This is a genomic window from Paenibacillus sp. NPDC056722 (genome assembly GCF_042790635.1).
GTDB classification, from domain to species: domain Bacteria; phylum Bacillota; class Bacilli; order Paenibacillales; family Paenibacillaceae; genus Paenibacillus_AQ; species Paenibacillus_AQ agri.
This window is the reverse complement of the sequence record NZ_JBHTYV010000004.1, coordinates 313953-330222: the sequence shown is the minus strand read 5'-3', so window position 1 is coordinate 330222 and position 16270 is coordinate 313953. Positions and strand designations below refer to the sequence as shown.

The following is a 16270-nucleotide window of genomic DNA, read 5'->3' as shown; positions in this document are numbered from 1 at the left end:
GAACTGAACGTTTTTTCTACCTAAAACGGATTTCCGCCCCGCAGCAGATTTACGGTGTATCAGGCCGTGCCTCTCAGGGGTTGAAATTCCGTTTTTGCTTATAGAAAGGGGCAGGGCTTTCAGTTATAATGGATTATCTGTGAGGAGAGGAGAATACAGGATGGAATTACATTTTGAATCGATTATCAAACTCTGTGTGGCCATGCTGTTCGGGCTGTTCATCGGTATCGACAGACAGATTAAGCAGAAACCGCTGGGGATTCGGACCAGTATGGTCATCAGTATTGCGAGCTGTCTCGTTACGCTCGTATCTATTCATGCGTTCGACAAGTTCGCTGGACCGGATCATCCCAATATGGACCCGATGCGGCTAGCTGCGCAAATTGTGAGCGGGATCGGTTTTCTGGGAGCAGGTGTGATTCTGCGTAGAGGAGGCGATGCGATCTCCGGATTGACCTCTGCAGCGTTGATCTGGACGGCTTCTGGCATCGGGATCGCGGTGGGCGCAGGATTCTATGAGGAAGCGGCTTATGCAGTTGCATTGCTGATGTTTGCTGTGAACGCTGTTCCGCACCTGATTAAGGCGATCGGACCGCAGGTGCTTAATAAGCATGAGGTTTCCGTCAAAATCATTATGGAACCCAATTACGTATTGACAGACGTCATTCTTAAAATTGAGAAGCCTGAAGCCATCTCGCAGAAGCGGCCGAAAGGCTATGTCAGAACCATTCGCCGCATAAAAATTAAGGATTTGGATGACGGCAGGCAATTGATTGATATGGTCCTGTCTACGCCAGACCGGGATTATGCCACGGAAATCTATTATGATATCAAGAAGATTGAGCATGTTATGAGTGTGGAAGTAGAGCAGTTATAAGAGGTCATGTTAACGCTTGCGAAGATGTGGTAATCTAACAAGTGGAGAGTATTTCTGAAGGTACTGAAGGGAGACTGTACACAATCATGTCGATTACAGCATTTGAAGGGCAATATGAAGGCGAAGCTGCCATCTGGCTTAAAGCCGGGCGTTATGAAGCGGCTCTACTACCGGGGATCGGCGGCAACTTGATTTGCTTCCGTGATACGGAAAACGGTTACCGTTTCCTGCACGAGCCAGGAGCGGAAGAGATGGAAGACTTTAAAGCCAGTCCTGGCATTCATGGTATTCCGGTACTATTTCCACCGAACCGTTACGAGGATGGTAAATTTCCTTGGAAGGGACATACCTATCAGTTTCCTGTGAATGAGGCGGCAACCGGCAATCACTTGCACGGGTTCCTTCATACGACAGCCTGGGAGGTTGAGGAGTTCGGCAGCAGCAAGACAGAAAGCTTTGTTACCGTCAAAATAAAAGTGGATGAGAATCACTCCTCTTATCAATATTTACCGTTCAACTATACGATCAAGTTGCGCTACAGCCTCGGAGAAGGCGGTTTGTCCCAACAACTGCTGGTACATAATGACGGCCAAGAGGAAATGCCTTGCCTCTTAGCATTCCATACGGCGATCAATGCACCGTTCGCTCCGGGAAGCACCTCACAGGACTACCGGGTGAAGCTTACGCTTGGACAACGTTGGGAACTGAATGAACGGATGCTTCCTACCGGATCTTTCCAGGAACTGCAGCCCGAAGAATTTCAATTACGTGATGAAGGTGTGAATCCGTTCTATGCTTCAATGGATAACCATTACACAGCCGTGGCTCAAAACGGACGCAATCGGATGGAACTGACAGACAGTCAAGCCGGCGTTACGCTAGTCTATGATGTAGGTGCCTCCTACAAGCAATGGATGATTTGGAACAATGGTGCGAAAGAGGGCTTCTTCTGCCCTGAACCGCAGATTAACCTTGTAAATGCTCCAAATGTAGATCTTCCGGCGGAAGAGATTGGTTTGTTCAGTTTAAAGGCGGGCGAATATTGGGAAGAGACCAGCCGTTTATATGTAAAATAAGGTAGGGTGTTTCTTCAAAATTAGTATTTGGTAGATAGGTCTTAAAGTCCTATATCGAACTGGAAACCGCTCTTTTGAAAATGGGAACAGAGACCCTGTACCATGAAGAGAGCGGTTTCTTCTATTTCTATATCCCGCGTATACAAGGCTCTTCAACGCCTTTATATTTCACCGCTTTAAACTGTTATTGTAGCATGTGGTATTTGCGTCTTTATGCAATATCCAGTTAGTATGAATTTTACATATTAGTAGAAGGGACAGGCTTGCGATTGAAGATAAACCATTGGATAATAGGTTGAAAATCAATCTGTCCCTTCCCGAGGCAAAAGGAGGAGTGGAATGCAGATTCTTGCAATGGTGACCATGCTGATCGATCATATCGGCGCCATCTTTTTTCCGGGCGAAATGACCTGGAGATATATAGGAAGAATTGCTTTTCCAATCTATTGCTATGCACTTGTACAGGGGCACATCCATACCTCATCCCGTTCCAAATATGTACTTCGGCTGCTCTTCATCGCCTTGCTTGCCCAGATACCATACAATCTGGCCTTGAATCCGGGTGGATGGAATGTCGTATTTACACTATTGCTTTCGGTGCTTGTGCTGGTCGTACTAGACAAACTGCCCAGTCCTTGGTTGGGTGTACCGGTCGTTGCCGCTGCTGTGCTATTGATGGAATATTACCCGCTGGACTATAACGCTTACGGTCTGCTGCTGGTTCTCATTTTTCGCTATACGAGATCGCATGGGCTGGTGCTGGCACATCTGGCGCTCAACATATTCTATCTATTCTACTACGGCTGGCTGATACAAATGGCGAGTCTTGTTCCGACCCTGGCAATTGTATACGCACCAGCCATATGGACAACTCTGCAGCGTCGTCGTGTGCCGCGCTGGGTGTGGTGGTCTTTCTATCCGGTTCATCTTGCAGTGTTAGCTTTGGTACGAGGGCTAGTGAATGATCATTGGATGCCTATAGGCTGGATGCAACTGCTTAAGCTGTAGTGGAACATCATCGACAAGAATAGCGTTTACAAATCTTGGCTTGGTTGAGATAATGAATTGATTTCACAAAATTCGGAAGAGGAGACATGCTATGAGAAAAATCAAATCGAGAGCCCTATGGTTTATGCCTTTCATTGCGCTTGTGCTGGTTCTGGCAGGTTGTCAATCAGTTGGTGGATTCGATGTTAACAAGGCGCTGCTTGGAGATTTGGATGTAAAGTCGTCCGAATACAGCACGAAGTTATCCTTGGCTGCTGTGCCGTCTAGTGACAAACTTAGTGAAGAGGATCAACAGATTGTAGATCTTATTAATTCTTTATCTTTGAATGTAAGCAACTTGAAGCTGCAGGATAATGGTGATATTTCCGCAAAAGGAACTGTGGGCTACAAGAAGTTGAACTTGCCGTTCGCATTCTTTATGGATAAGGAAGCGATCGTACTTAATGTAGAGGGTGCGAAACAGCCGTTCTATTTCCCAATTGCTTCTTACGAGAAGGAGTTTGGTGTCGCAGGTCTGGATCCAGCCAAAGCGGAAGATCTGTCCAAGCTGATTACGCAATTTGTTGTTAAAAATCTGCCGAACCCGGGTGTAATTAACGTCTCGAGCGTTAGTGAGGCAGTCTATGGCGAGCAGCTTAATCTGACTAAGCTGCATGCAGAGGTGACAGGCCAAGAATTGCCTGCACTTCTGAAAACATTCCTAAAATCGATATCTAAGGATACCGAGGGCTTCACTACTTTGATCAGCGGTCTTTATGACTATCTGTATCCAATTGTTAAGGCCTCGGGTGTTAATGCAGACGACTACCTCAATCTTGGTCTCGGCGATCTTCCGCTGGATGATAAAGAGGGTGTTGTAACCGTTCTGCATGACGCGGCGAAGCTAGCTGTAGATTCCTTGCTGCTTGTTTATGACAAGGAGCTTGATAATCTGTATGAATACGAACCTGAATTGAAAACAGTGCTGAGTAAGGATACAAAACTTCAAGTTGACCTCTATGTCGACAGTAGCTTCCATATCCGCAAGCAGAATATCGATCTGAATATCGCGCTTCCGCAAGTGGATGGCATTCCGCTGAAAAGTATTTCTCTGAAGGCAGAGTCGCAAGCCTGGAACATTGGGGGCAAAGTAACGGCTGATCACCTCAGCACAGAGGGTGCTCTGGATGTTAATAAGGTGAACTTGACTCCAGGAGAGACGCTGAGAAGCTTTGAACCAGGGTCCGATGTGTACCGTCTGCTCAAGGACGAAATCGGCATCACCAAAAAGTCGCTTGTGATTGCTCCAGATGATGATTATTACTATCCGGTTGTGATTGATAATACGACTTATGTACCGCTGCGCTACTTGGCAGAGGATTTGGATGCAACCATTAAGTGGGATGGAGCAACGAGAACGATTACTGTCACTGATGATTTACAGGGTGACCAGTTAGTGTTCAAAGTCGGTTCTGCTCAAGCTACGCTGAATGGAACCAAGATTAATCTTGGTAAGGCTGTATTTATTGATGAGTACGGCGATGCCAATGTGCCACTCCGCGTTCTGGCGGAAGCCCTGCATGGCAAGGTAACCAGAGACGAAGAGGGCTGGATTTACATTAATCGTAATTAGTACACGTAAACAATTATAGGCAAGAGTAAGGCCGCTTTCTCTGCGCAAAGAACTTGCGTGGAGGGCGGCTTTTTATGTGTCGGGGTGGCTCTTGTCCATGCGGTTTATAAGCTATCTTCCTAATGGTGAATAATAAAGCACGAGGACAGCGAAAATAAGCAATGAAAAACATTCATATCCGACAATAAAAGTAGAGTATTAGTGTTGCAAATCTCGAAAAAAAGTGCTAAGATGTAAAAAAGTAAGCAACTAAAATTAATGGAGGTAGTTATTTTATGTCCAAGAATTTTTTTGAAGCCGTTAAAGGTAGACGTTCCGTATATGCCATCAGCAAAGAGTCCACGATTTCCGACGATAGAATCAAGGAAATTGTTGAAGAGGCTGTATTACATAGCCCATCTTCTTTCAACTCCCAAAGTGCCAGAGCTGTAGTTCTGCTCGGTGAAAATCATGATAAACTTTGGAATATTGCGGAAGACGCCCTTCGTAAAATCGTTCCAGCGGATCAGTTCGAAGCGACTGCACAAAGACTAGGTGCTTTCAAAGCCGGTTATGGTTCCGTCTTGTTCTTTGAAGACCAAAATGTTATTAAACAACTTCAAGAAAAATTTGCAACCTATGCTGACAACTTCCCGCTCTGGTCTAACCAATCTTCCGGTATTCTGCAATTCGTAGTATGGACTGCATTTGCTGAAGAAGGTTTGGGTGCATCCTTGCAGCACTACAACCCGCTGATCGATGATGAAGTGAAGAAAGAATGGGGCATTCCGCAAGAGTGGAAGCTGATCGCTCAATTGCCGTTCGGCAAGACAGTAGCTGCGCCTGGACCGAAAGAATTCCAACCGATTGAAGAACGCGTGAAATTCGTTAAATAAGAATGATTCAGTAACAAGAAAGCCTCCATTCCCTAACATAAGGGACTGGAGGCTTCTTATAATTGCAGGCATGTTGTAAACAAGTAATACCCGCACAGCTATTGATACTTATTTTTTCGGAGCTTCTGTTGCTGCCGGTGCTTCAGATGGAGTAGCTGCTTTCTTGGCATCGGTCAAAGTGTTGGTAATTTTAGCTTTCTCAGTTTGTTCTTGCAGCCAAGTTGAGGACAGTTCAGAGATCTTCTGAGAAACGAGAATTTTGCGAATCTCATCCTTCTTCTCGTCCAGGGTATAATGCTTGGCTTCCTTGCGGTCGGTTACCTTGATGATGTGATATCCGTATTGGGATTTCACTGCACCACTTGTTTCCCCAACCTTCAGCTTAAATGCTGCATCGGCGAACTCAGGCACCATATCGCCGCGTTTGAAGAAGTTCAGGTCTCCACCGTTATCCTTGGAACCTGTGTCCGTGGACTTTTCTTTGGCAACCGTTGCGAAATCTTTACCATCTTTCAATTCTTTCAGGACGGCATCCGCTTCTTCTTTAGTTTTCACCAGAATATGGGAGGCGCGTACTTCTTCTTCGGTATCGAAGTGCGCTTTATTGTCATCAAAATATTTCTTAATTTCATCATCAGTAATCTTCACTTGTGGCTCAAGGATTTTACGCAGCTCTACCTGGAGTGGCATTTGCTTCTTGAGGTCATCCAGGGTCATTCCACTTTGGGCCAAAGCGCTGTTAAATGCCTCTTCGCCTCCGAATTGGGCCTTCAGATCTGTAAGCTCTTCAGCAATATCAGCATCGGTTACAGTGATGTTGGCTTTTTTAGCTTCCTGTGATACCAGTGTAGTGGTGATCAAAGATTGCAGAGTAGATGGGCCACCGGCTTCCACCATCTTGTCGTAAAGCTGGGATTTTGTAATATTCTCACCGTTAACCGTTGCTACAGCTGTACTGTCGTCTCCCTTTTGGAAGGGGGGCTTGATCAGAACAATAATGAGCGCGGCAGCCAATACGATAGAGGCGATCATCCAGCCTTTTCCGTTTTTAGGAGCTGCAGGAGCTGGCGGAACGTTTTCGCCGACTTTGTTCATGACGGGAACGCTTTCTTCATTTTCCAGTCCGACCGGTTCAGCAAGCTTGTCCTCTTGTACGGTCTCAGAAGGGGTGCTGCCCTCGATAACTGTCTCGTTTACAGCTTCGGGAGAATCCGGTTCTTCCGTCTTACCGTTGTTGTCCAGGTGTTCATTTTCATTCAAATCTTTTTTGTCCATTAGAATTAATGACTCCCTTCAATATAGGTGTTGCCTGTCTTTCTACAACTTTACCAGAAATCGTGTTCCCAAACCTTAAGAAAGTATAAAAATGCACAATTTCTTTTTAAGTTTTCATTAAGATATGGAAAAAAGCCGGAAGACTCATGTAATCATGAGCTTCCGGCTTTTTGGGAAAAGACAGATCAATGTCTCCCTAGGCGTGACGTTTGTTAAGCAAATGGCGGATGCTTTCCTGTTTGCGTCTAGGTACACGGACATTTTTGGCGTATGCTCCCATTTCTCCGAAGTAGATGCAATCATCTGTGATGGAGCTAATCTTGTTAAGATTGACGTAACAGCCTCCATAGACCTGATAATAATTCGGATTGGATAACAAGCGTTTTAATTGCTCGGCAGTCATTCTTTTTTTAATGTTATAGTTTCTGCCGTGAAAGATGACCAAATCATGGTCTCCGACCTTAAAGAACAGAATGTCCGTCTCCACCTCGAAGTCCTCATATACGTTTCTGGCTTCCAGCAGGATGCTACTCATTCATGTTCCCCCTTTATAAGGATTAAAAATTAGATGTTAGCGCTTTCATTATATCATAACAATTTACCCGTGGAAAGCCTTATTTTTAAAATAATTTACGACATTTTTAACGTTGTATTTGTCATGGACGCTGAAAAACTGTAAATTAATAAGGATAGCTGCTTGGCCATCCACGGACAAAAAGCCCTAAAGAGAACTACTATGGAGGAGGAACATGAAATGAGTGAACATAACAGACTTTTATTGTATACAGGTGCCTATGCCAGCGCAGAGGAGAGCGGCGTTCAGGTGTTTGAGTTTGACGGCGAGGCTGGAGGGACGCTTAAGCTACTGGATAGGGCTCAAGGTATTACCAACCCAACGTTTGTCAATGTAGACCCGGTTAGGTCACGACTATATGCTATCGGTGAGCAGCCAGACGGAAAAGGCAGTAAAGAAGGGGAGATCGTGACTTTTGCGATAGATCCGCAGACTGGTGGGTTGAAGCGTCTGGGTGTTATCCCTACTATGCCTGCAGAAGGTGGGAAGCAAGCGACAACCTGCCATATTAACCGTGAGCCGCAGAACGAATTCTTGGTGGTATGCAGTTATCATGGAGGGACTGTTGGATTGATCTCGCTGGATGAACAAGGAGTGCCAGTTGCCTTAACGGACACAGCTGTACATAGCGGGCATGGAGCTCATCCGGAGCGTCAGGATCGCCCACATCCGCATTCGGCTATTTTCAGCCCTGACGGTCGTTTCCTGTTCGTATGTGATCTCGGACTTGATCTTATCCGCACTTATGTCATCAATCGTGAGAAGAAGACTCTGGAAGCGCAAAGCGATACTGTGCTGCATCCTGGATCGGGTCCACGTCACCTGGCCTTCCATCCAGACGGTAAATCCGCTTATGTGATCAACGAAGTGGATTCTACCATCACCTCGTTTACATATGACAGTGAGACAGGCACACTGACGGCGGTTGTTACAGTTCCTACGCTGCCTGCAGATTTCACGGAAGAGAATACTTGCGCCGAAATCGCCTTGACGCCGGATGGCCGTTATTTGTACGGTTCCAACCGTGGACACGACAGCCTTGTGGTATTTGCGGTTGATGCTGCAACAGCAGGTCTGACACTGGTAGAGCATGTTTCTACACACGGCGGCCATCCTCGCCATTTCACGTTAACTCCTGACGGCGCTTATCTGATTGCCGCTAACCGGGACGGAAACAATCTTGTCGTTTTCTCCGTGGATAGCGGCAGTGGCAAGCTGACCTTCACAGGGAACACAGCGGAGCTGTCCAAGCCGGTTTGTGTGAAGCCCGCTTTTCTTCCATCTGTGACTGCTGCGCTGTAGTGCTGGATTGAACCCTTTACATCCCAGGGAAAAACAAAGGGAACACCGGATAATAACGGTGTTCCCTTTGAATTAAATAGGGTGAAACATTGGATGGAGATTACTTTTAATGGAGACCTTATTTAAGAGAGACAGGCTTGAGCGGAACAATGGTGGAAATCGCCGATTTGAAGAGGATATTCTGCCTGCCATCACCCTGGCCTTGCAAGGAAATGGTGTAAGCGTCATATGCGGTAACAAGACCCTGCATTTTGACCCCGTTAGTTGTAAAAATCGTTACCGGCACTTTTGTTGAGATCACCTGGTTCAACAAACGTTCCTGCAGTTTTAGACTTTCCACTTTGGCAGCACTCCATCTTCTTTAGATTCAATTTCTCTAGCAAGTATACCACGGGAAGACCTCCATGAAAATGTGGTTTGCTGCTTCATGTACAGACAGGGGGATTCACACTGAATTACCGACAATGGCCCAGAGGGTATCGTCTTTTTATATGGTTTGCGTTAGTTTTCGGACTGATCGCCGCATGGGTGACACTTGGAAATGTATCTTCTTTTGACAATCCTATCATTCATACCGTGCAATCTATGGAATCACCAACATTAACAGCCTTAGCGAAAATGCTATCTCTGGTGGGTTCCTCCAGACTAGCAATTGGCATATCTGTGCTGACTATAATTCTGCTCTACTTCCTGCTCAAGCACCGGATGGAGCTGCTTTTGTTCATATGGGTTGGCCTAGGCTCACAACTGCTCAACTCGTTAATGAAGCAATGGTTTCACAGAGAGCGGCCCAACATCCACCGAATTATTCAGGAAGTAGGTTACAGCTTTCCAAGCGGACACTCTATGGCGGCTTTCTCTTTATATGGAGTAATTGCTTATCTGCTCTGGAGGCACTTGCCGAGACGCCGAGAACGGGCTATACTGGTTATTCTTGCCGTATTAATGACGGGAGGCATTGGCTGGAGCCGCATTTATCTCGGGGTACATTATCCTAGTGATGTTATCGGCGGATATGCAGCAAGCGGGGCTTGGCTGATGTTGTCCATCGGGTGGTTTGAATCTTATCGTTCCAGAAGAAAGCATACAACCGCAGCATGACAGACGACAGGCGGGTGACCCTGAGAATGAGAACAGGGTACCCGCCTGTAGATATTCCTAGATGTTGTTACGGTGAGGATTAACCGAACGATCCTGGAATTGTCCGACTTGGCCGATTCGTTGTTTGAGGATAGCGGGCAAGCCGGCTTTCAGCTTCTGAGCTTCGGCATCCGTGATCCGGCCTTCCGTAACAGCTTTATCCAGCCGCTTGCCGGCTGCTTCACATAGCTTCTGCACATATTGATCTTTGTTCCAGCCCTTTTTTTCCTGGGCGAGAGCATACAGTGTTTTGCCGCCCTTCAGGCTCTGGACAAGATCGGACCGATCCATCTCCAGCAGCTTGGCAGTTTCGTTAATAATGAAGTGGCCGCTGCCAGTACGGAATTTCCCTTCCCTGCCCTGGTGGTGATGAGGCTCACGTTGAATTTGAGGGGCATGGGACGGTGTCGCACTCTCAGCTTGGACGCTGTTTGGGAGCGTTAGTGCCGAGGCAGCGGTGAACAGTAGCACAGCGGCGTAAGCCGCTATTTTTGAGACAGAGTTGTTCATGGAATCACCTCTTGTAGATTTTTAAATGGTCAGGCTCTTGAACTAGTATCCCCGAAAAGCTGAAACGATCCTGAATAGAGGCTTAAAAGAGTCTAAATTTCGTCACCTTGCCTCAGGGGTAATAATGTTTGTACTATAATGAGAATGAAGACTAATAAAGGAGGGATGGATTTGGCTTTTGGAGCCCGCATTCTTAAAACAGGGATGGCAGTTACCCTGGCCTTGTACCTGTCTGTGTTGCTGCAATTTTCATCTCCAGTCGGCGCGGCGATTGCTGCTATTTTCGCCATGCAGCCTTCCATTTACCGATCTTGGCGCTATTTCCTGGACCAGATTCAGACGAGTACGATGGGGGCGGTACTGGCCTTACTGGGCGGCATGCTGCTGTCCAATGAACCGATTGCCGTAGGACTGGTATGTATTCTGGTGATTATGATAAGCATGAAAATGAAACGGGCCGACACCATTGGCCTGACGCTGGTTACTGTAATTTCCGTCATGGAAGCATCGGGGCAATGGGAATTTGCCCTGACCCGTTTTCTGCTTACGCTGACGGGGATTGTCTCGGCCTTCTTAATTAATATAACTGTATTTCCGCCTAAGCCTCGTAAGCAGTATATCCAGCAAATTGAGAGTGTCTTCGCGAGTCTGTCCCTGTTACTAAGGACTTGCGTGTCGCATGAGATGAAGGAAAGCGTGTTCCGTGATGAGAAACAGGCGCTGGAAGGCTCGATCAAATCGCTGTCGGACAAATACAGCCTGTTCGAAGAGGAGCAGAAGCAGCTCAGACGGGCCAAGTATAGCCAGACCAGGCAAATGGTCGTGTACAAGAACCTGCTGGCTTCCCTGCTGAAGGGGTATGCGGTACTGGAGGCAGTGGATCGCCATTATTTTCAGGCAGAGCGTACAGAGGAGACGGATCAGTTGTTTGACCGTCACCTGGAACTGCTGATCAAATATCATGAGCATATTTTGCTTAAATTTGAAGACAAGCTGAAGCCCGGAGCAGCCGAGTGCAGGACGCTTTCCGAAGAGAACGACAAGTTCCTGGAGGCTGCGATTGAGGGGTACAATGGTGAGAAATTTGGGCAACTGCGTCTTTCTGTCGTGGCCGGAGCCATTTACGATTACGGATATCAGCTGGAGCGTCTCGATAAAGTGGCGGATCAGATCCACCGAATGTCGGAGGAGAAGGAATAGCTTTTAAGGGAAACATGGATATGATTTAATAAGGACCAGTCTGACTCTGAGAAGGAGCGGACTGGTTTTTTATTACATTAAGAGACGGGAAAAGTATTAATTTCATTAATGGTAAATATTGTTTTGAAAGTTCAATAAAGCATTGTTATCATGAAAAATATGACATTTCAATTGATTAAAGGTAATACTTTTAAATAATTTATCTTTAGTGAATGGCAGGAATATTTATAAAAGCTGTCTCAGGATTTGTCTGAATTGATATGGGGGGAAACATTCAATGCAAATCAAAAAATCAGTATTTGTAAGTTCGTTAGTAGTGAGTGGATTGGTCTTTGGTGCAATCGGAGTAGGGGCTTCGAATGGTATCCAGAAAATTCAGGCTGCGCTAAACTCAAACATCAAGTTTGTTCTAAACGGTTCTTCCTGGACTCCCAAAGATAATAATGGCCAGAAGCTCTCTGCACTCGTCTATAACGGTACGACTTATCTGCCACTAAGATCAACGGCAGAAGCACTTGGCGTAGAACTGGGCTGGAACAATGCAACCCAAACCATTACGCTGACGAGCGGTGACGGGGGCAATGATGGAATCCCTTATAATGATGCGTTGGGCTCGTCATCAGCGCCTTCAGGGTCGACATCAACACCAGCACCAGCGGCTTCAAGTTCCTCTTCATCAGGGGCTGCAACATCGGCCGGCGTCATCAAGTATAGTGGAACCACAGAGCAAATGACGGCTGCCATGAAAGAACAGGCTGTTCTTTTAGTAAAGGCTTATGGAGATGCGCTAAAAACCGGGAAAATGGACAAGTATAATGAATATTTGGACAAATATACCTCCGAGAAAGATAATACTTCAACCGGCCGCACTTATTATAAAGATAAATTCAAGAAATTGGTTAACTCCACAGTGTCCGCCAATAAGCCAGATGTCATTAATGAATATGCTAACGTATTGCTGAATGTTAAGGCATCTGACATCGAGAAAAGTTGGGTTAGCGACAAGGACGAATACGGGCAGGCCTTCGACTATTCGTATTACCCTGATGGCTGGAATGCTTTGGGATCAGGTGTCCATATCTACTTTAACTTTGCTCCATTGCAAAAAGGTAGCTCCAATTTAGTTTTGGTTGAGGCTTACATAAGCTAAAACTGAATTTCAATTCTGCATGTATTCTTGAAGCAACACGAAAGAGACTGTCCCAAACGTAGTTTTTCTAACGATCGGGCACAGCTTCTTTCATTCTAACGACAAAAAAGTAAGCAGAGCAGCGATTCTTCCGCTATTGAAGAATCGCTGCTCTGCTTTTTTGCTCCTCTGTGGCTTGCTTCAACACGTTATGGGCAAGTGAAAGCCATCCGACCGGGGTGTCACTTTCTCTATGCCGTGAAGCAGAAATCGCTGGAAACCACGTCGCACTTCCATTTTACCAAAAGAGAGAATTTTTTTGTTTTTTAAAGTTTGAAGATATTCTCCCACTTAAACTGTTCGTTCGCGGAGCGTCCACCCAAGCTAAAACATATATCTTCCTGAAAACCAAGGGGTGTCCCAAGCAGCTATTTCATAGCTATTGGGACACCTCTTCATCATCAGTGCTTGCCAAAACGATTGCGTCAGAAGGTTGAAACTCATGTATGGGGGCTAACGGACCCTATCGTCGTTATTTGCATATGAATCAGCATGTGGGACATCTAACGGACTCAGGGGACGCTATTTCCTCCCAAACCATGGATTTTAAACGGGATTTCTATTCATAACGTCATTGGAGTCCGTTATTTTCTAGAATGGACAGTGGTTAGGAAATAACGTCTCTGGGGTCCGTTACCAGACGGAATAAGAAGCGAGTACTGAGCTCGTGCTAGATCCATAAATCTAATGATGGATGTTCTCAAAAAACTACGTTCTCAACAGTCTGACATTTCCCAGCAAAAACAGAGCCCAGCTTCCCAAATTAGGGCGTGAAGACCTGAACCGGGCCCTGACTTGTTCACTATACAGGGTGACCTGAGCGCAGTGTGCAAGGTCCCATTTTGTTTATAGTTACTGCAATACTGCACTTTATTTATAATTTCTGAGCTTCACGCATGCGTTTGAAATGAAGCCTAGTATGATAAAGCTCTCCTGGTCTTAGCAGGGTTTATGATAATTTCTTTCTTCATGAAGGGGACCGTTTACTTTCGAGGAAAACCCCTTTTTGCTATCTTCCCACTTGAGCGCACTCAACAAAAAAATCCAGTCCCAAGGGGACCGGATTAATTATAATGTATTTGTTATTGCTGCATGTAAGAGAATAAAGTTACTATTCAACTTGAAAAAAAGAAATGAAATTGATACAATATAAAAACGCCAGATAAGAAGAATTTGTGAGAAAACACAATTATTCAATATGAATTTTATCATGAACAGTTTGAAATGTCAACCTTCAAAAGGGGATGAAATGTAGTGGAAAATCAGCAAGAGGAATGGAAAGAAGAGCAGGAGCGGGTAACTCAGGTAACCCAGATCTTGTCGGGGCATATCCGGCAGTTATCTGAGGAGCTGGGGCTGCACCGGACCGATGTGGTGGATATGCGTAAAGAATTTTGGGAAGAGGTAACTGTCAACTTCAGTAGCCCCGACGATTTGGGGGAGACCTCAACCAGTTTGCGCCAGCAAGCACAGATTCTTAACGAACGGGAACGCCATCATCTGCAGTCCAGCAAAGCTCTTAAAAAATATAAAAAGTTGGTCGTCTCCCCCTATTTTGGCCGTATAGATTTCTCAGAGGGTCCAAATGGTGAAACGGAGCAGATTTATCTAGGGATTGGATCACTTATGGAGGATGACGGCCATTTCCTGATTTATGACTGGCGTGCGCCGATCTCAAGTCTTTACTATGACGGAGCGCCCGGACCGGCTACCTATGATACCCCTGGAGGGATCATTTCCGGAAATATGGAGCTGAAACGCCAGTTTGTGATTGATAGCGGGACAATCGAAGTCATGTTCGACACCGGGGTGACCATCGGGGATGAACTGCTGCAACAAGTGCTCAGCCACAGTGCGGATGACAAAATGAAGAGCATTGTCGCGACAATCCAGAAGGAGCAGAATGCCATTATCCGCAATGATAAAAGCCGTATGCTGGTCGTTCAGGGAGCGGCCGGTAGCGGTAAGACTTCGGCAGCGCTTCAGCGGGTGGCGTACTTGCTCTACAAATACAGAGCGGTGCTGCAGGCAGACCAAATGCTGCTGTTCTCGCCCAACCCGCTGTTTAACAGCTATGTGTCCACCGTTCTACCTGAATTGGGCGAGGAGAATATGCAGCAAACCACGTTCCAGATGTATTTGGAGCATCGGTTATCCCAAGAGTTTCAACTTGAAGATGTCTTTAGCCAGACGGAAAGCCTGCTGAACGCGCCGGACGGTCCCGAAGCCCGTGTCCGCAGAGACGGTATTCAGTATAAGTCCTCGGTAGCCTTCCTGGATGCTATTCGCCGTTATGCCACCATGCTGGAGAAGGAAGGTATTCAGTTCAAGCCGGTCGTATTCATGGGCCGTATCGTGGTTACCAAGGAAGAGATGGCGGCTCAATTCTATAGTTACGATTCGGCGATCCGGCTGGCAAACCGCGTGGAGCTGATGACTGGATGGCTGCTCAAGAAGCTGGCGGCCTACAGCCACGAGGAGCGGGGCTCAGAATGGGTAGAGAGCCAGATTGAGCTGCTGGATTCCAGCGATTATCACCGGGCTTACCAGATGATGCGGCGTAAGAAGCGGGGGACTGAGAGCAGCTTTGATGATTTTGACACGGAAAAAGAGGTGCTGGCCCGCTATGTGGTGAGTCAGCGTCTCAAGCCGCTTCGCGGCTGGATCAAGCGCGGGCGCTTTGTGGATGTTAAAGCGCTATACAGCAAGCTGTTTAGCGATCGCAAGCTGATGGCAAGCTTGAACGACAGTCCTCTTCCAGCTGAATGGGATGAGATTAGTCAACAAACCGTGTCTGCTCTCGCAGAGAATCATCTTTATTACGAGGATGCCACGCCATTCCTTTATCTGAAGGAACTTAGCCAGGGATTCCGGACCAATACCCTGATTCGGCATGTCATTGTCGATGAAGTTCAGGATTATTCACCGTTCCAGCTGGAATTCCTGCGGAGGCTGTTCCCGCGGGCGAAAATGACGGTGCTTGGCGACCTAAACCAGGCAATTTATGCCCAAGGTGAGGTACTTGGTGAGCTGGGTAATCTTGTGAGCATTTATGGGGAAGAGAATACGGAAGTTATCTCGCTAACGCGAAGCTATCGCTCAACGTATGAGATTGTCGAGTTCACGAGATCGATGATTCCCGGCGGAGAGCGGATCACACCGTTCAACCGGCGCGGCGAGGAACCGCAGATACAAGTCGTATCAACTGGTGGGGAGCTGCTGGACGCAGTGGAGAGGGATATTTTGCAGCTGCATGCCCAGGGCTATCATTATGTGGCGGTGATCTGCAAAACAGCCGAAGAGAGCGCACGTGTTCATGCCGCACTTGAGAACAAATTACCAGCCAGGCTGGTGACGAAGGATACGCCAAACTTCCAAAAGGGCACGTTGGTGCTGCCGGCTTACTTGGCGAAGGGTGTGGAATTCGATGCCGTTATTATTTATGATGGCTCGGATCAGCAGTATAACCGGGAGAGCGAACGCAAGCTGTTCTATACGGCTTGTACCCGGGCGATGCATTTGCTGCATATTTATTGTCTGGGACGTCCCAGCCGGTTTATGCCGACATCTAAGACTGAGTCACTCACAGTTGGCAGTGTATAATGTAAAGTAATTCAATTTTAAAAAATCCT

At 46.6% G+C, this 16270-nt stretch carries 14 protein-coding genes; 10 read left to right on the top strand and 4 right to left on the bottom strand.

Annotated features, from left to right (window positions below; genetic code table 11):
* Positions 1–160: 160 nt before the first annotated feature.
* From ACFRAM_RS12955 to ACFRAM_RS12935, 5 genes are all read left to right on the top strand, one after another.
* Positions 161–877, top strand: a complete 717-nt coding sequence (locus tag ACFRAM_RS12955) for an MgtC/SapB family protein (RefSeq protein ID WP_175374579.1) — start codon at positions 161–163, stop codon at positions 875–877.
* A gap of 86 nt (positions 878–963) precedes the next feature.
* A complete protein-coding gene (locus ACFRAM_RS12950; protein WP_379466202.1) occupies positions 964–1953 on the top strand; it encodes an aldose 1-epimerase in 990 nt (329 codons plus the stop codon).
* Between the two features lie 339 nt (positions 1954–2292).
* Positions 2293–2961 carry a TraX family protein gene (locus ACFRAM_RS12945; RefSeq protein WP_379466201.1) on the top strand — a complete coding sequence of 223 codons (669 nt, stop codon included), beginning with the start codon at positions 2293–2295 and terminating at the stop codon, positions 2959–2961.
* 91 nt (positions 2962–3052) lie between these two features.
* Complete coding sequence (locus ACFRAM_RS12940) at positions 3053–4573, top strand: copper amine oxidase N-terminal domain-containing protein (protein WP_379466200.1); 1521 nt, start codon at positions 3053–3055, stop codon at positions 4571–4573.
* A 275-nt stretch (positions 4574–4848) separates the two neighbouring features.
* Positions 4849–5448: a nitroreductase family protein gene (locus ACFRAM_RS12935; RefSeq protein ID WP_379466199.1), complete on the top strand. Its 600-nt coding sequence runs from the start codon at positions 4849–4851 to the stop codon at positions 5446–5448.
* Between the two features lie 108 nt (positions 5449–5556).
* Here the strand turns inward: ACFRAM_RS12935 and ACFRAM_RS12930 are convergent, their stop codons facing one another.
* Together ACFRAM_RS12930 and ACFRAM_RS12925 are read right to left on the bottom strand one after the other, a co-directional pair.
* Complete coding sequence (locus ACFRAM_RS12930) at positions 5557–6723, bottom strand: peptidyl-prolyl cis-trans isomerase (protein WP_379466198.1); 1167 nt, start codon at positions 6721–6723, stop codon at positions 5557–5559.
* A 196-nt stretch (positions 6724–6919) separates the two neighbouring features.
* Positions 6920–7258: a LytTR family transcriptional regulator DNA-binding domain-containing protein gene (locus tag ACFRAM_RS12925; RefSeq protein WP_066370585.1), complete on the bottom strand. Its 339-nt coding sequence runs from the start codon at positions 7256–7258 to the stop codon at positions 6920–6922.
* Positions 7259–7477: 219 nt separating this feature from the next.
* Between ACFRAM_RS12925 and ACFRAM_RS12920 the strand changes: the two genes are divergently transcribed.
* Positions 7478–8599 carry a lactonase family protein gene (locus tag ACFRAM_RS12920; protein ID WP_379466197.1) on the top strand — a complete coding sequence of 374 codons (1122 nt, stop codon included), beginning with the start codon at positions 7478–7480 and terminating at the stop codon, positions 8597–8599.
* 118 nt (positions 8600–8717) lie between these two features.
* On the opposite strand, the gene hfq is transcribed toward ACFRAM_RS12920, so the two are convergent.
* On the bottom strand, positions 8718–8939 hold the full coding sequence (gene hfq / locus ACFRAM_RS12915) for an RNA chaperone Hfq (RefSeq protein ID WP_217492827.1): 222 nt from the start codon (positions 8937–8939) through the stop codon (positions 8718–8720).
* A gap of 77 nt (positions 8940–9016) precedes the next feature.
* Between hfq and ACFRAM_RS12910 the strand changes: the two genes are divergently transcribed.
* A complete protein-coding gene (locus ACFRAM_RS12910; protein ID WP_379466196.1) occupies positions 9017–9700 on the top strand; it encodes a phosphatase PAP2 family protein in 684 nt (227 codons plus the stop codon).
* A 57-nt stretch (positions 9701–9757) separates the two neighbouring features.
* Here ACFRAM_RS12910 and ACFRAM_RS12905 read toward each other — a convergent pair whose 3' ends face one another.
* The gene (locus tag ACFRAM_RS12905; protein WP_379466195.1) at positions 9758–10249 is read right to left on the bottom strand and encodes a hypothetical protein; all 492 of its coding nucleotides are present in this window, start codon (positions 10247–10249) and stop codon (positions 9758–9760) included.
* A gap of 171 nt (positions 10250–10420) precedes the next feature.
* Between ACFRAM_RS12905 and ACFRAM_RS12900 the strand changes: the two genes are divergently transcribed.
* From ACFRAM_RS12900 to helD, 3 genes are all read left to right on the top strand, one after another.
* Positions 10421–11449 carry an FUSC family protein gene (locus ACFRAM_RS12900; RefSeq protein ID WP_175374588.1) on the top strand — a complete coding sequence of 343 codons (1029 nt, stop codon included), beginning with the start codon at positions 10421–10423 and terminating at the stop codon, positions 11447–11449.
* A 277-nt stretch (positions 11450–11726) separates the two neighbouring features.
* Positions 11727–12599 carry a stalk domain-containing protein gene (locus ACFRAM_RS12895; RefSeq protein WP_379466194.1) on the top strand — a complete coding sequence of 291 codons (873 nt, stop codon included), beginning with the start codon at positions 11727–11729 and terminating at the stop codon, positions 12597–12599.
* A gap of 1293 nt (positions 12600–13892) precedes the next feature.
* Entirely contained in the window at positions 13893–16241 is a 2349-nt protein-coding gene (gene helD / locus ACFRAM_RS12890; protein WP_379466193.1) for an RNA polymerase recycling motor HelD, read from the top strand.
* Positions 16242–16270: the final 29 nt, after the last annotated feature.

Bases quoted from the DNA above. Each gene is read 5' to 3' on its own strand.
- ACFRAM_RS12905 (WP_379466195.1), bottom strand. From the start codon at position 10,249: ATGAACAACTCTGTCTCAAAAATAGCGGCTTACGCCGCTGTGCTACTG.
- ACFRAM_RS12925 (WP_066370585.1), bottom strand. From the start codon at position 7,258: ATGAGTAGCATCCTGCTGGAAGCCAGAAACGTATATGAGGACTTCGAG.
- ACFRAM_RS12930 (WP_379466198.1), bottom strand. From the start codon at position 6,723: ATGGACAAAAAAGATTTGAATGAAAATGAACACCTGGACAACAACGGT.
- ACFRAM_RS12940 (WP_379466200.1), top strand. From the start codon at position 3,053: ATGAGAAAAATCAAATCGAGAGCCCTATGGTTTATGCCTTTCATTGCG.
- ACFRAM_RS12920 (WP_379466197.1), top strand. From the start codon at position 7,478: ATGAGTGAACATAACAGACTTTTATTGTATACAGGTGCCTATGCCAGC.
- ACFRAM_RS12955 (WP_175374579.1), top strand. From the start codon at position 161: ATGGAATTACATTTTGAATCGATTATCAAACTCTGTGTGGCCATGCTG.
- ACFRAM_RS12895 (WP_379466194.1), top strand. From the start codon at position 11,727: ATGCAAATCAAAAAATCAGTATTTGTAAGTTCGTTAGTAGTGAGTGGA.
- ACFRAM_RS12950 (WP_379466202.1), top strand. From the start codon at position 964: ATGTCGATTACAGCATTTGAAGGGCAATATGAAGGCGAAGCTGCCATC.
- ACFRAM_RS12945 (WP_379466201.1), top strand. From the start codon at position 2,293: ATGCAGATTCTTGCAATGGTGACCATGCTGATCGATCATATCGGCGCC.
- ACFRAM_RS12935 (WP_379466199.1), top strand. From the start codon at position 4,849: ATGTCCAAGAATTTTTTTGAAGCCGTTAAAGGTAGACGTTCCGTATAT.